This window comes from Rhizobium sp. P2_G9 (genome assembly GCF_056403475.1).
In genome coordinates this window covers 60,941-75,205 of sequence record NZ_JBFUFK010000026.1, presented here as the reverse complement: position 1 = coordinate 75,205, position 14,265 = coordinate 60,941, and the positions used below count along the sequence as shown (strand labels likewise).

General features: G+C 61.4%; 13 protein-coding genes. 2 read left to right on the top strand and 11 right to left on the bottom strand.

The annotated features are described in order from the left end of the window. Nucleotides 1-15 precede the first annotated feature (15 nt). Complete coding sequence (locus tag AC1DYF_RS21430; RefSeq protein ID WP_477878786.1) at nt 16-429, top strand: DUF1801 domain-containing protein; 414 nt, start codon at nt 16-18, stop codon at nt 427-429. Between the two features lie 131 nt (nt 430-560). On the opposite strand, the gene AC1DYF_RS21425 is transcribed toward AC1DYF_RS21430, so the two are convergent. The 11 genes from AC1DYF_RS21425 to AC1DYF_RS21375 all read right to left on the bottom strand — a co-directional run bounded on the left by AC1DYF_RS21425 (nt 561) and on the right by AC1DYF_RS21375 (nt 13,251). Then, nucleotides 561-1,637 carry an ABC transporter ATP-binding protein gene (locus AC1DYF_RS21425; protein WP_477878785.1) on the bottom strand — a complete coding sequence of 359 codons (1,077 nt, stop codon included), beginning with the start codon at nt 1,635-1,637 and terminating at the stop codon, nt 561-563. A gap of 1 nt (nt 1,638) precedes the next feature. Further along, nucleotides 1,639-3,549, bottom strand: coding sequence for a glycoside hydrolase family 127 protein (locus AC1DYF_RS21420; protein WP_477878784.1), 1,911 nt, complete (start codon nt 3,547-3,549; stop codon nt 1,639-1,641). A 24-nt stretch (nt 3,550-3,573) separates the two neighbouring features. After that, complete coding sequence (locus tag AC1DYF_RS21415) at nt 3,574-4,440, bottom strand: carbohydrate ABC transporter permease (RefSeq protein WP_477878783.1); 867 nt, start codon at nt 4,438-4,440, stop codon at nt 3,574-3,576. Continuing rightward, entirely contained in the window at nt 4,437-5,369 is a 933-nt protein-coding gene (locus AC1DYF_RS21410; RefSeq protein ID WP_477878782.1) for a carbohydrate ABC transporter permease, read from the bottom strand. Before AC1DYF_RS21410 ends, AC1DYF_RS21415 begins: the two co-directional genes overlap by 4 nt. Before the next feature lie 307 nt (nt 5,370-5,676). Further along, the gene (locus AC1DYF_RS21405) at nt 5,677-6,915 is read right to left on the bottom strand and encodes an ABC transporter substrate-binding protein (protein WP_477878781.1); all 1,239 of its coding nucleotides are present in this window, start codon (nt 6,913-6,915) and stop codon (nt 5,677-5,679) included. Between the two features lie 41 nt (nt 6,916-6,956). Next, the gene (locus AC1DYF_RS21400; RefSeq protein WP_477878830.1) at nt 6,957-7,982 is read right to left on the bottom strand and encodes a LacI family DNA-binding transcriptional regulator; all 1,026 of its coding nucleotides are present in this window, start codon (nt 7,980-7,982) and stop codon (nt 6,957-6,959) included. A 244-nt stretch (nt 7,983-8,226) separates the two neighbouring features. Beyond that, nucleotides 8,227-9,003 carry an aspartate/glutamate racemase family protein gene (locus tag AC1DYF_RS21395; RefSeq protein ID WP_477878780.1) on the bottom strand — a complete coding sequence of 259 codons (777 nt, stop codon included), beginning with the start codon at nt 9,001-9,003 and terminating at the stop codon, nt 8,227-8,229. After that, nucleotides 9,000-9,818, bottom strand: a complete 819-nt coding sequence (locus tag AC1DYF_RS21390) for an ABC transporter permease (RefSeq protein WP_477878779.1) — start codon at nt 9,816-9,818, stop codon at nt 9,000-9,002. The genes AC1DYF_RS21395 and AC1DYF_RS21390 overlap by 4 nt, the downstream gene beginning before the upstream one ends. Before the next feature lies 1 nt (nt 9,819). Beyond that, nucleotides 9,820-10,731: an ABC transporter permease gene (locus tag AC1DYF_RS21385; RefSeq protein ID WP_477878778.1), complete on the bottom strand. Its 912-nt coding sequence runs from the start codon at nt 10,729-10,731 to the stop codon at nt 9,820-9,822. A 97-nt stretch (nt 10,732-10,828) separates the two neighbouring features. Then, nucleotides 10,829-12,130, bottom strand: a complete 1,302-nt coding sequence (locus tag AC1DYF_RS21380) for an ABC transporter substrate-binding protein (protein WP_477878777.1) — start codon at nt 12,128-12,130, stop codon at nt 10,829-10,831. 32 nt (nt 12,131-12,162) lie between these two features. Then, nucleotides 12,163-13,251, bottom strand: a complete 1,089-nt coding sequence (locus AC1DYF_RS21375) for an ABC transporter ATP-binding protein (RefSeq protein ID WP_477878776.1) — start codon at nt 13,249-13,251, stop codon at nt 12,163-12,165. Nucleotides 13,252-13,499: 248 nt separating this feature from the next. Here AC1DYF_RS21375 and AC1DYF_RS21370 point away from each other — a divergent pair, with 248 nt between their 5' ends. Further along, nucleotides 13,500-14,210, top strand: coding sequence for a GntR family transcriptional regulator (locus AC1DYF_RS21370; RefSeq protein WP_477878775.1), 711 nt, complete (start codon nt 13,500-13,502; stop codon nt 14,208-14,210). The last annotated feature ends 55 nt before the right edge of the window (nt 14,211-14,265 follow it).

The following is a 14,265-nucleotide window of genomic DNA, read 5'->3' as shown; positions in this document are numbered from 1 at the left end:
TTAGAGAGGCGTGAGATGCAGCCGATGCCGGAGAATGTGCAAGCCGCATTCGACGCCTTTCCGCCAGAGGTGCGGCATCGGCTCGCTGAAATTCGCGCGCTGATTTTCGGCATTGCCAGCGACGATCGGCGCATCGGCGCGATCTCCGAAGCGCTGAGATGGGGAGAGCCGGCCTATCTGACGGAAGCGACCGGCAGCGGCAGCACCATCCGGCTCGGTTGGCCGCGACAATCGCCAGATCATGCGGCGGTGTATTTCATCTGCCGCACGACGCTGGTGGATGAATTCCGCAAGCGGTTCGGGAATGATTTTCGATTTGAAGGAACACGCGCTGTGCTGCTGCCGGTCGACAGCGAGGTCGACAAAGCAGCGCTCGAATTCATGTTGTCGATGGCGTTGACCTATCATCTGCGCCCGCATCGCGGTTGAACATAAGGATTGTTCGAGACATATCCGGACGGGATCGTGGCGCAGGCATGGATGACCGCACCACAAAAAGATTGAAGAGGTGCGGCCACCCCCTGATGTCTTGCCAAAACAGAATTGGCAGAGCCCACCTATCAATCGTAAAGCCGCAGCCCCTCGGCATTGAACAGCCGCTGGTGCCCGGGATCACTCGTAAACGACAGCTTGCTCCCAGCCTCGATATCAGCGGAGCCACGATATTCGACCGTTAGCGGCTGACCATCTTCGAGCTGGCAATACAGGAACTGCGTCCCACCGAGATATTCGGCGAAATCGACCGTCGCACTGAGCGCGCCCTCGTGATGCTCGGAGACACGCAAATGCTCCGGCCGCACTCCGAAGGTGATCTTCTGGCCGTTCGTCAGACCATGGCCGGCGACTGCCGCGCCGATCTCGTTGCCAGCGACTTTAATCGTGCCGTTCCCGGCCCAGGTCGCGTCGAGCAGGTTCATCCGCGGTGAGCCGATGAAGCCGGCGACGAAGATGTTGGCGGGATTTTCATAAAGCTCGCGCGGTTTCCCCTCCTGCTCTTTGCGGCCGTCACGCAGCACGACGATCTTGTCGGCCAGCGTCATCGCTTCGGTCTGGTCGTGGGTGACGTAGATCATCGTGTTGCCGAGTTCGCGATGCAGCCGCGCGATCTCGATCCGCATCGAGACGCGCAGCTCGGCATCGAGGTTCGACAGTGGCTCGTCAAACAGGAAGACATCCGGCTTGCGGACAATGGCGCGACCGATGGCGACACGCTGGCGCTGGCCGCCCGAGAGCTGGCCGGGCCGGCGGTCCATCAGATGCTCGATCTTGAGGATCGCCGCGGCCGCTTTCACCCGCGTGTCGATCTCTGACACCGGCGTGTTCGCCATCTTCAGCCCGAAAGCAAGGTTTTCGCGCACGCTCATATGCGGGTAGAGCGCATAGGACTGAAACACCATGGCAATGCCGCGGTCGGAAGGGTCGAGATCGGTGACGTCCCTGCCCTTGATCTGGATCTCGCCATCGGTGACCTCTTCGAGGCCCGCGATCATCCTGAGCAATGTCGACTTGCCGCAGCCCGACGGGCCGACGAAGACGACGAAGGAGCCTTCGTCGATGCGCAGATCGATGCCATGGATGACCTGCAATCCGCCGAACGTCTTGCGGATGCCGCTCAATACGACGCCGGTACCGGCCATGCTATTTCCCGCTCCTGATCCAGACCAGCATCTCGCCGGGCGCGCGATTGTCCCAGAGATGATAGGGCACGAACCGCGCCGTCGCATCCTGTGCCTCGGGCGGCGCCGTGCGGTAGAGGTCGCTGCCCCAATCCGCCCTCGCCCGCTTGACCGGCAGGTCGAGCGCCACCGCACCGTTGAGCGCGGCGATGGTGCTTTCCTTCGCCGGCCCGAGCGCGCCGAGTTCGATGCCGTTCAGCCCTGCGCCATTGTCGGTCGCCTCGACGCAATAGACAAGAGGGCCGCGCATCAGCGCCTTGCGGCCGGCGTCCTGCCGGACCAGGGGATTGGCCCAGAGCGCACGGGCTTCCAGCGGGATGTTCAGATCCACGGCGTCGCCACTCTTCCACTCGCGCTCGATGCGGGCATAGCCGTCGACGGTGAGCGAAGCGAGGTCGAGGCTCTCGCCATTGACCGCAAGCGACGCGCCATGCGCCCATTCCGGGACGCGCAGCGAAATCGCGAAGCGCGCGGTCTTGTCGGTCGAAACGTCGAAATGCACCGCGCTCTGCCAGGGATAGTTGGTCTGCTGCTTGAGCTCGACATTGGTGCCTGCGCATTCGAATTTTGCCGAGCTCTCACCATAGAGGTGCACGGCGATCTCATCGTCGGCAACCGCATACATGTAGGAGCCGATCGAGGTCAGCAGCCTGGCGATATTGGGCGGGCAGCAGGGGCAATTGTGCCAGACCCAGCGATGATGCTTGCCGGCGCTTTCGAGCGGATTTTCGTAGAAGAAGGTCTTGCCGTCGAGCGACAGGCCGCTCATCGCGCCATTATAGAGCGCCTGTTCCATGATATCGGCATAGCGGCGGTCCGGGCCGCGGCCGAGCATGCGGTTGGCCCAGAACACCAGGCCGACCGAGGCGCAGGTCTCGGCATAGGCGCTTTCGTTGGGCAGGTCGTAATAATCGGTGAAACCTTCGTTGGACGCCGCCGGCCCAATGCCGCCGGTGACATACATCTGCTTGGTGATCAGGTCGTCCCAGAGCCCTTCGAGCGCCGAAGTCAGGCTGTCGTCATTGTATTCCGTGGCGATGTCGGCCATGCCCGAATAGAGATACATGGCGCGCACGGCGTGGCCGACGACCTTGCGCTGGTCACGCACCGGCTCATGCGCCTGGCCATATTGATAGGTCTTCTGGTGGAAATCAGCCGGGTCGCGGCCGTCGCGGATCGCTTCCTCGGTGAAGAAATGCGGTTCGGTGCCGCGCTCGTCGATGAAGAATTTCGACAGGTCGAGATATTTCTGCTCGCCGGTCACGCGGGCAAGCTTGACCAGCGCCAGTTCGACCTCTTCGTGGCCGCAATAGCCCGGCATCTGCCCCGGACCATGGCCGAACATCTTGATCATATAGTCGGCAAAGCGGCACATGATGTCGAGCAGCTTCTTCTTGCCGGTCGCCTGGTAATAAGCAACCGCGCCCTCGATCAGATGGCCGGCGCAATAGAGTTCATGGTGGTCGCGCAGATTGGTCCAGCGGCGGTCGGGCTGGACGCGCTGGAACCAGGCATTGATATAGCCGTCCTTGTCCTGCAGCTTCTCATACATGTCGATGATCGCATCGACGCGCGCTTCGAGCTCCGGATTGGCCCGGCGATAAAGCGAATAGGCAACCGTCTCGATCGACTTGCCGAGGTCGCTGTCCCAGAACATCTGGGTCGAGCCGCCCCAGGGGCTGATCGGGATGACGATGCCCGGGCTCGGCTGACTGACATCGATGGCGCGCAGCATGCCAGCTTCAACGCAGCGATCAAGCAGCGTCTCGGCGGTCGAGTTGCAGATGGCGTCCTGGCGCTCGCCGAACAGGCCGCCAAGCGTAACGCCCGGTACGGGCAAGGGACGGAACTGGCGGTCTTTCCTCTTGGTCATGTCTCTATCCATTCTGAAGGGGGATTATTTCACCGCGCCGGCCATCAGCCCGCGCATGTAATAGCGTTGCAGAAGCAGGAAGACGATCAGGCAGGGTATGGTCATCACCACCACTCCGGCCTGTACCGCGCCCCAATTGATGGCCCCGAGACGGCCAGCGCGCACGCCCATCATCAGCACGGGCAGCGTGAATTTGTCGGCCGAGGAGAGCAGTATCAGCGCCGCCAGGAATTCGTTCCAGGCATTGAGGAAGGCGAAGATCGCCACCGTCGCCACGCCCGGCAGCACGAGCGGGAAGAGCACGCGCACGAGCAGCCTCAGATCGCGGGCGCCATCGATGCGCGCGGCCTCCTCTATCTCCTTCGGCACAGCGTCGAAGGCATTGCGCATCATGAACACCGAGAACGGCAATTGCAGCGTCACATAGACGAGCGTCAGCCCGAACAGCGAATTGTTGAGCCCCATCCGCGCCAGGATGATGAACAGCGGCGTCAGGATCGACTGGAACGGGATCATCAGCGTGGCGATGATCAGCACGAACATCACGTTCTTCAGCGGAAAGCGATAGCGTGAGAAGCCGTAGCCGGCGAGCAGGCTGACAGCCACCGTCAGCACCGCCGTGGCAATGGAGACGGTGAAAGAATTGAGCGTATGCGTCCAGACGCCGGCGCCGAACGTGTCGAGCACCTGATAGGTGTCGATGCTGAAGCCGCCTGTCGGCCATGGCGGCAAGGGCGGCAGCATCGCCTCTGAGCCATGCTTGAAGGATGAGAGAAACGTGATCGCAAACGGCGCAAAGAAGAAGATGACGACGATCAGGCCGATGCCGTGATAGGTGACGCCATCCCAGAACGCCTTTCGCGCCCGGGCGATTTGCCGTGTCGTGCTCATGGCTTGTCCTCCCCGATGCGCAACAGCCAGAGCTGGGCAATGCTGATGATGACGAGGATGATCAGCAGCGCGATCGACAGAGCCGCGCCATAGCCGAGATTGAACGAGATGAAGGACTGGATGAAGATGTAGTAAACCACTGATATCATCTGGTTCTGCGGTCCGCCTGATGTCATGATGTAGAATTGGTCGAAGGCAAGGATCGAGCCGGTGATCGAGATGATCAGCGCCAGCGCGATCGTTCGCCGCATGAGCGGCAGCGTCAGGTAACGGAAGCGCTGCCAGCGCCCGGCACCGTCGATGCGTGCCGCCTCCGTCAGCTCGGATGGAATGGCCTGCAGGCCGGTGAGCAGGATGATCATGGTGAAGCCGGCGATCTTCCAGACGACCATGACGATGATCGTGTAGAAGGCGGTGCCAAACGAGGCGAGCAGGTTCGGGCTCTTATCGACCACGCCCATGTCGCGCAGTGCCGGACCGAAGAAGCCGGCATCGACATTGACGAGCCAGACCCAGAGCAACGATGCCGTCGCCAGCCCAACCACGACCGGCAGGAAGATGATGGTGCGATAGGCACTCACCAGTTTGCGCTGCTTCTCGACGAAGATTGCCAACGGAAAGGCAACGGCGAAAATCGCGATGGTGACGATCACCGTGTAGTAAGCGGTGAATTTGAGCGAGGTGAGAAACCGCGCATCCGTCAGCATGCGGGTGTAGTTCTTGAGGCCGGACCAGGCGGGCGTGCCCATGAGCGGCCATTTATGCAGGCTCATCCAGCCGGTGAAAATCACCGGGACGACGAAGAACAGGATCACCAGCGCCATGGCCGGGGCGACATAGAGCATGCCCCGCCAGTTCGACGTCCGCCGCCGGCGCCTTACCCGGACGACCGGTTGGGCGATGACCTGTTGTTGACCGATGACGGCCATGGATGCACTCCAAAGTTCAGAAAAAAGGCCGGGAGGTGGAGGCACCGCCTCCAGAGCCTCCCGGCCAAGGCTCGCCGTCAAATCCTGGGCTACCGCGTGTGGCACGAAGACCCCTCCCCACAAGGGGAGGGATTTGACCTGCCGCACCCTCATACCTCGATTGAGGCAGAGAGCGTGCCACAAGTCTTCTCCCCCCTTGTGGGGGAGATGGCCGGCAGGCCAGAGAGGGCCTTGCCGCAAGCGATTGCCCTACTGTCAATTTCGAGGCCCAAGCACCGCCGGGCCTCGAAATCAGATGTCTTAATACTCACTGCGCATTGTCGATGATCGACTGCATTTCCGACTGCGCAGTGGAGAAGGCCCCATCGACATCGTTGCCGAAGATGGCCGCATTGGTGAACGACGCCCAAGGGCCGTTGGCGCTGTTGATCAGGTCATTGAACTGCAGCGTATAGGGGGTCTTGGCGACCTTGATCGCATCGATACCCACCTGCAGGCGCGGATCGAGGCCTTTGAGCACGTCCTGGGCGATATCGCCGCGGGTCGGCAGGCTGCCATATTTCGCCATCACCTTCTGGCCGTCCATCGAATAGATATATTCGAGGAATTCCTTGACCGCGGCGATCTTCTTCGTGCCCTTGGTGACGACGAAATTGTCGCCGCCGGCGAAGGACGAGGGATTGCCGTCGACGCCCGGGATCAGCGTCACGCCGAAATGGATATTCGGATATTGCGTGACGAGCGTGCCGATGGCGAAGGCACCGAGGCTCTGCTGGCCGATCTTGCCATTGGTGAAGGAGAGGAAGTTGGCACCCGTATCACTTGCGGCACCCGGCGGCACCAGGTCCTTCTTGACCATGTCGCGATAGATGCTGACCGCCTTGCGCATTTGCGGCGTGTCGAGCGTCGCCTTCTTGCTGTCGGCCGACAGGATATCGGCGCCGGCGCCCCAGGTGAGCGGGGTGAAGGTGAAGATCATGCAGCCGCCGCAGCCGCCGCCGGAGAAGTAGAAGCCATAGGTGTCGTCACCCAGCTTGCGGATCTTTTCGGCATTGGCTTCGATCTCGTCCCAGGTCTTTGGCGCTTTTTCCGGGTCAAGGCCAGCCTTCTTGTAGAGGTCCTTGTTCCAGGCGAAGACCGAGGTCTCGACCGAAAGCGGCAGGCCATAGATCTTGCCGTCATAGGTGCCGAGCTTGACATGCGACGGCGACAAAGAACTGAAATAGGGCAAGCTCTTGGCCCAATCCGTCAGGTCCTCGAGTTGGCCTGCCGAGGCAAAAGCCGGCGTGTAGATCAGGTCCATGGAGAGCGCGTCGGGGGCCTGGCCGCCGGCGATCGCGGTCGCGTATTTCTGCACCAGCTCCGAGAACGGCACTTCGGTGGCTTCCACCTGGTTCTCGTGGCTCTTATTATAGGCCTCGACCACCTTCTTGAAGGAGTCGCCGATACCGGAACGGACCCACATCTCGATCTTTTCGCCGGCGGACGCCGCCGAGGCAAAGGCAAGTGTCGCGATGGCCGTGGCGGCCAGCAATCTTTTCAGCATGTCATTCCTCCCAAAATGGCGCTTTTCCTCCGCGCCGATCCTCATTGTCCGGGGTTTTCACCCCCACATGACTGCCGTACCACCAGCCGGCACGGCAATTTCCTCACGCCCGGCTCGACGGGCTTTCCTTCAGCGAGCGCCAGCACGGTGACGCCCGCCTGCCGCCCGAGTTCGCGCAGCCCCATGTCCACCGTCGTCAACGGCGGCCGCGTCTGGGCCGCAACAATCTCCCAATTGTCGAAACCGACAACCGAGACGTCCTCCGGCACCTTGATGCCACGCTCGCGCAACGCATCGATCACACCGCGGGCAATCTGATCGTTGCCGCAGAAAATCCCGTCCGGCCGCTCGGCATCCTCACGACCCCAGAGCTCCGCAACCGCCTGATGCCCCCAGGTCTCAGACCAGGGGCCGTACAGCACCGGCTCGTCTTCGCCCGCGACGGCATGAAAGGCATGCGCCCGCTCGCGGACCGAAAAGAAATCCTTCGGCCCGGTGATATGGGCCAACCTCAAACGCCCGATCTTCCCAAGCCATTCCACCGCCAGCCGCGCACCCTGCGCATCGTCCGAGCGGAAAGTGACGCTGCCGGGCGTGCCTTCGGTAAAGGCGTAGACCACCGGCACCGGCAGGTGCGACAGGTCCACAGGCAGGCGCCGATCGAGACGCTTTCCCGTCGCAATGATGCCATCGACCTGCTTCTCCAGCATCGCATCGACATGGATCTGGGCGAGCGTCGGATCATCCTCGATGGCGCAGAGGAAAACCGAGACGCCATGATCCACCAAGGCCTCCGAAATCCCCGCCATCACAGGCAGGGTAAAACGGCCATAGGTGTCGTTGGTCAGCAAACCGATGGTAAAACTACGTTTGCTGAGCAGCCCGCGCGCCAGGGCATTCGGCCGGAACCCGATCTCGATCGCCAGCCGCTTGACCCGCGCCCGGGTCTCCACCGACATACGCCCCGTATCGTTCAATGCCTTCGATGCCGTCGAAATGCTTACGCCGGCCACGCGAGCGACATCGTGGATCGTGGTACGCCCTCTTTTTCCTCCCTCGACCTTCAGCTCTTTTCTCCTCGATTGGCGAGAGAAAACCTTTTCTCACGATGGATGTCAAGTGAGAAAAGGTTTTCTCACGTTTGGACGCACCAACGTGCCGGCGCCCGAAGGCTCAGCGCCAGTTGTCTGCCAATCCGGTCAGCGGAAAACGAAATCGAGATTTTGCTTTATGCGCGTTGCGAATATCGCACGACGATGCGATCACCGGTCCCGCCTGAAGCGAACGACCGAGGCGCGCCTGGCAGCTGGATCATAACCCGTGAGAGCGACCAGCCATCCTGTCGGGTGCGAAGTCTTCCAGCAGCCCAAGATAGGGCTTGTCGATCGGCCTCGCATAGGCGCCGCGCTTGGATGTCTTCAGCCCGAGCGCCACCAGCATCTCGGCCTGCTTGACCGCGGCTGCAACGCCATCGATGACCGGCACGCCGAACTCTGCCCGCAAATCCTCGACGAGATCCGCCATGCCGGCGCAGCCAAGTACGATCGCTTCGGCACGATCCTGTTTCAGTGCAGAAGCGATCTCCTCGCGCAGGCGCGGCTTGGCGTTCGAACGGGGGTCTTCGAGCGACAGGACCGGAATATCGGCCGCCCGCACATTGCAGCGATGCGCCATGCCATAGCGTTGCACGAGATGTTCGAGTGGCTGGCGCGAGCGCTCCATCGTCGTCACCACTGTGAAACGCTGGGCAATGAACGCTGTTGCGGCAATTGCCGCCTCGCAGATCCCGATCACCGGCATATCGACCAGCGCCCGCGCCGCATCGAGGCCCGTATCGTCGAAGCAGGCGATGATCGCAGCATCCGCTCCCGCCCGTTCGCCCTTTGCCAGTTCGATCAGCAGGCCCGGCACCGCGAAAGCCTCGTCATAATAACCCTCGATGGACACCGGTCCCATGGACGAGGTGACGACGGTCACATCCGTCAGCGGCCCTTTGACCCGTTCGGCAGCGTCGGCAATCGTCGCGGTCATGCTTGCGGTCGTATTGGGATTGACGACCAGCAGTTTCGTTCGCCTGACTTCGCTCATCCGCGCGCCCGCGCCCGATTGAGGTAGACGATGGTGCCCAACGTGCCGCCGATAACGAGGAAGGAGAAAACCGTCGTCACAGTGCCGAGCGCATAGAGCACCGGCGTCGTGACATTGGTGGTCATGCCGTAGATTTCGAGCGGCAGCGTATTATAGGTCCCCGATGTCATCAGCGTGCGGGCGAACTCGTCATAGGAGAGCGTGAAGCCGAACAGGCCGACACCGACCAGGCTCGGCGCGATCATCGGCAGAAGCACATATCGGAACGTCTGCCAGGACGTCGCGCCGAGGTCGCGCGCCGCTTCCTCATAGGCCGGCGAGAACCGGTTGAACACCGCAAACATGATCAGCACGCCGAACGGCAGTGTCCAGGTGAGATGCGCGCCGAAGGCCGACGTATACCACGAGGGCTCGATGCCCAATTGCTGGAAGAGAACGCCGATGCCGAGCGAAATGATGATCGACGGCACGACGAGGCTGGCAATGGCGAGATAGAACAGCGGCGTCGCACCGAGGAACCTGCGCCGAAAGGCGAGACCGGCCAGTAGCGACACCACGACATTGACCACCATGACCATCAGGCCGAGGATCAGCGACCGCTCGAACGAGCCCCCGAAATCGCCCACCGCCTGCTTTTCGAACAGGTTGGCGAACCAGTGCAGCGACACGCCGTTGAGCGGGAAGGTCAGCCCGCCATCCAGCCCTTGGAAAGACAGGATCAGGATCGCCGACAAAGGGCCGTAGAGGAAGAGCACGAAGAGCGCGAAAAAGACGGCCAGGATGTAAAATTCACGGGAGCGTTTCTCACGGTGCATGTCAGAGCTCCTTGCGGATGTCGACGATGCGCAGGATCCCCGCGACCATCAGGAGCACGAGCACCAGGAGAACCACGGCATTCGCTGCTGCTGCCGGGTATTGCAGCAGCGACATCTGGTTCTTCATCATCAGTGCCACCGACGCACTCTGGCCCCCGGACATCACCTGCACGGTGGAGAAGTCTGCCATCACCAATGTCACGACGAAGATCGTGCCGATCGCCATGCCGGGCTTGGCAAGCGGGATAATGACATTGGTGAGGATCTGCCAGCTCGACGCGCCGGCGTCGCGGGCCGCCTCGACCAGCGATTTGTCGATGCGCATCAGCGTGTTGAAGATCGGCGTGACCATGAACAGCGTATTGAGATGCACCATGGCGAGCACGACGGCGAATTCCGAATAGAGCAGCCATTCGATCGGCTGCGGCACAATGCCGAGCTTGACCAGTGCCGAATTGACCAGGCCGTTGCGGCCGAGCACCGGGATCCAGGAGATCATGCGGATGATGTTCGAGGTCAGGAAAGGCACGGTGCAGACGAGGAACAACACCATCTGCATTGCCGTCGTCCGTATGTGGAATGCGAGAAAGTAGGCAACCCAGAAGCCGATGAACAGGGTGATCGCCCAGACGATGACGGCGAATTTCAGCGTGTTGAGATAGGTCTTCCAGGTCACCCATGATCCGAGCGTGTCGGTGTAATTGGAGGTGAGGAAGGCCGGATACATGGCAGCGAAGTCGTAATCCCAGAAGCTGACGACGACGATCATCAGCACCGGGATCAGCAGGAAGAAGCCGAGGATGAGCAAGAGCGGCAGCGCCTGCAGATAGGCGGCGACAGCAGCAAGAGTGCTGCCGGGTTTGCGGGTCCTTGGGCGGGTCTCTGCGACCGTGGTGTCGGCGACGGCGGCCATGGCGTTGTCCTCGGCTTCATGACGACTTTCTCCCCACCCGGGTGGGGAGAAAGCGCTTCGAACCGGCCAAGGGGCTGGCCGGATCCGGGCTCCGCGATCAGGCGGCGATGAATTCGTTCCAGCGCTTGACCATGTAGCGGTCCTCGTCCATCACCGAGTTCCAGCAGGCGACGTGACCCATGCGCTCATAGAAGGAGCCGCCGTCGCGCAGGGCGCCGGCCTTTTCCATGACCTTGCCGTCCGGGCCCTTGATGTCGCCTTTGGCGGCCTTGCCATCGATCCAGTAGCCCCATTCGTCCTCGGACATATACTTCTTGGCGGTGTCCATGCAGGCCGAATAGTAACCCTGCCGGTTGAGATAGCCGCCGACCCAGCCGGACGTGTACCAATTGATATATTCATAGGCAGCATCGAGCTGCGCACCGGAGAGATGCGAGGCAAGTCCAAGGCCGCCGCCCCACGAACGATAGCCTTCCTTGAGCGGCTGGAACTTGCAGGCGATGCCCTTGGAGCGGACAGCGGCGACGGCCGGCGACCACATGGACTGGATGACGACTTCGCCGGAGGCCATGAGGTTGACAGACTCGTCGAACGACTTCCAGAAGGCGCGGAACTGGCCGTCGCCCTTGGTCTTGATCAGGAAGTCGATCGTCTTGTCGATCTCTGCCTTGGTCATGTTGCCCTTGTCGGCATATTTGATGTTGCCGGCGGCTTCCATGATCATCGCCGCATCCATGATGCCGATCGACGGAATGTTGAGGATCGCCGTCTTGCCCTTGAATTTCGGGTCGAGAATGTCGGCCCAGCTGGTGATCTCGCGACCGACGAGGTCGGGGCGGATGCCGAGCGTATCGGCGTTGTAGATCGTCGGCATCATGGTGAAGAATTCGGTCTCGTGGCCGGCGAATTTCTTCGCGTCCTTGGACTCGACGTAACCGACGGTGTGCGGCGCGGTGCCTTGGGCGATGACGCTGTCGGGCTTGAGCTTGCCGTTCTTGAACAGCGGCACGACGGCATCGTAATATTTCAGCTTCTTGGTTTCCATCGGCTGGATGACGCCGGCCGCATAGACCTTCTTCAGGATCCAGTATTCGATGTCGGCAATGTCGTAGGAGTTCGGCTGGGTGACGGCGCGCTGGGCGGCAGCGTCGGAGTCGGTTGCCGTCATTTCAAGCGTGATGCCGGTATCGGCCTTGCACTTCTCGGCAATGTCGTTGAGGTTCGACACGCCGGTGCCGAACTGACGGAGCGTGATATTGGTCTTCGCCCAGATGGTCGGGAAGCCGGTGATGAGGCCTGTGCCGGCGGCGGCGCCAACGGCGGCGGCACCGGTTTTCAACAGCGAGCGGCGCGAAATGCCCGCTTTTTCGGCAGTCTTGTCATTATTGGTGTCACGCATGGTCTGTTCTCCTTTTATGTTGTTCTGAAGGATCAGCTGTCGAGCCGGCCAAGCACGATGGCGTCGCGCGGCTCCCAGAAGAGGGGCACGGCCTGGCCGACCGTGATCGGCTGGGCAAAAAATTCGTTGTCGCCGAGGATGACGGTGAAGTCCTCGATGCCTGCGCCGGCGAGGGAAAGTTTCACTGTCGAGCCGCGATATTCGACATTGGAGACAATGCCGGTGAAGCCGAAGCCTGGTATCGAGGTCTCGCCAATTCGGACACGATCGGTACGAATGGCAATGTCCGCCGGCGCGCCGATCTCGGCCTGCCGGCCCGTCGCCGAGAACTTGCCACCGCCCACCACGTCGAGATCGATGCCATGTTCAGTCGTGGCGGTGATCTTGCCGGAGATCACATTGTGATCCCCCATGAAGCGGGCGACAAAGGCCGTGGCCGGCTGCTCAAAAACTGTGCGCGGCGCCGCCGCCTGCTCGATCCGGCCGTCGTTCATGATCACGATCAGGTCGGCCAGGGCCATGGCCTCTTCCTGGCTATGGGTGACATGCACGAAGGAAATGCCAAGCGAGGTCTGTAGCTTCTTGAGCTCGGCGCGCATCTTGATCTTGAGGAACGGATCGAGCGCCGAGAGCGGCTCGTCGAGCAGCAAGGCCTCGGGATCGGTGATCAGCGCGCGTGCAAGCGCCACGCGCTGCTGCTGGCCGCCGGACAATTGCGCGGGACGCCGCGTCGCATAGGGTTCAAGCTGCATCAGCTTGAGCATGGCCATGGCCTTGGCGTGGCGCTCGGCCTTGTCGACACCCTTCATCTTCAGGCTGAAGGCGACATTGTCGACGAGATCGAGATGCGGAAACAATGCATAGGACTGGAACATCATCGCCGTGCCGCGCTTGGCTGGCGGCAGGTCGGTGACTACGATATTGCCGAGCCTGACATCGCCGCTCGAAATCGCCTCATGGCCGGCGATCATCCGTAGCGTCGAGGTCTTGCCGCAGCCGGATGGCCCGAGCAGGCAGCAATAGGTGCCGGCAGGAATCTTCAGGCTGATCGAATGGACTGCCGTCGTCTGGCCATAGACCTTGGAGACGGAGACGATGTCGATTTCGGCGGCTTTGCTCATGCGGCGCTCCCATGCACTGCACAAGCCATGCATCCGCCGTGCCAGTTTCGCCGCATTGCAATAAAGCGCTGATTTACATTCTTATTTTCCTGTTAGTAATATGTCGGCAAAACCGCCCTCCCCTGCTTGCGTAAAAAACAAGCGATTGTCTGCGATCCTATGGTCAAATCGTATGCAATAATTTTTAGGATCATCGGCATTCCCACGCGGCCGCATTCGCGATAGAACAAGATGATGGGAATCCACGCATGAATATCATCGAAAAAACAGCTGACATCGACCAGAACCAGGAAGACCGCGCCCAGGCGATCCGCGACGCACTGCGTGACGCAATCGTCGACCGCAGGCTTGCCCCGGGGGCAAAACTCTCGGAAGCCGAGGTCGGCACGCTGTTCGATGTCAGCCGCACCGTGGTGCGCTCGGTATTGCAGATGCTGGCTTATGAAGGCCTGGTAAAGATTGAGCGCAATCGCGGCGCCTTCGTCTCCAATCCGACGCCGGAAGAGGCCAGGCAGGTGTTCGATTCCCGCCGTCTGATCGAGCCGGGCATCGTGCGCGCCGCCGCCGAGCGGCTGACGCCGGCCGACATTGCGGCACTTCGCCAACACCTGGAGCAGGAATCGCGCTTCATGAACGAGCGCGGCCCGACGGCACGGCGGGCCGAGATCAAGGCCTCCGGCGATTTCCATTTGATGCTGGCAAGCCATGCGGGCAATGCCATCCTGCAGAAGTTCATGGACGAGCTCGTCGCCCGCTCATCCCTGGTGATCGCCCTCTATGGCCGCTCCGGCATTTCGAGTTGTGGCCACAACGAACACGGCGCCGTTCTGGATGCGCTTGAAAAACATGACGCTGATCGCGCCTGCGACCTGATGCTGCATCACATCCATCATATCGAGGCGGACCTCGATCTCAGGGTTCAGGAAGGCCTGACGCTCCGCGACGCGCTGGCCCTGTAGGACCTCTCGCCAGAGACCGCGACCTTTCGGCGAGGACGCTCACAATCATCGAGCG

Excerpts from the sequence above, each read along its gene's own strand:
- AC1DYF_RS21385 (WP_477878778.1), bottom strand. The coding sequence starts at position 10,731 with ATGGCCGCCGTCGCCGACACCACGGTCGCAGAGACCCGCCCAAGGACC.
- AC1DYF_RS21370 (WP_477878775.1), top strand. The coding sequence starts at position 13,500 with ATGAATATCATCGAAAAAACAGCTGACATCGACCAGAACCAGGAAGAC.
- AC1DYF_RS21405 (WP_477878781.1), bottom strand. The coding sequence starts at position 6,915 with ATGCTGAAAAGATTGCTGGCCGCCACGGCCATCGCGACACTTGCCTTT.
- AC1DYF_RS21415 (WP_477878783.1), bottom strand. The coding sequence starts at position 4,440 with ATGAGCACGACACGGCAAATCGCCCGGGCGCGAAAGGCGTTCTGGGAT.
- AC1DYF_RS21420 (WP_477878784.1), bottom strand. The coding sequence starts at position 3,549 with ATGACCAAGAGGAAAGACCGCCAGTTCCGTCCCTTGCCCGTACCGGGC.
- AC1DYF_RS21380 (WP_477878777.1), bottom strand. The coding sequence starts at position 12,130 with ATGCGTGACACCAATAATGACAAGACTGCCGAAAAAGCGGGCATTTCG.
- AC1DYF_RS21395 (WP_477878780.1), bottom strand. The coding sequence starts at position 9,003 with ATGAGCGAAGTCAGGCGAACGAAACTGCTGGTCGTCAATCCCAATACG.
- AC1DYF_RS21430 (WP_477878786.1), top strand. The coding sequence starts at position 16 with ATGCAGCCGATGCCGGAGAATGTGCAAGCCGCATTCGACGCCTTTCCG.
- AC1DYF_RS21390 (WP_477878779.1), bottom strand. The coding sequence starts at position 9,818 with ATGCACCGTGAGAAACGCTCCCGTGAATTTTACATCCTGGCCGTCTTT.
- AC1DYF_RS21375 (WP_477878776.1), bottom strand. The coding sequence starts at position 13,251 with ATGAGCAAAGCCGCCGAAATCGACATCGTCTCCGTCTCCAAGGTCTAT.
- AC1DYF_RS21410 (WP_477878782.1), bottom strand. The coding sequence starts at position 5,369 with ATGGCCGTCATCGGTCAACAACAGGTCATCGCCCAACCGGTCGTCCGG.
- AC1DYF_RS21425 (WP_477878785.1), bottom strand. The coding sequence starts at position 1,637 with ATGGCCGGTACCGGCGTCGTATTGAGCGGCATCCGCAAGACGTTCGGC.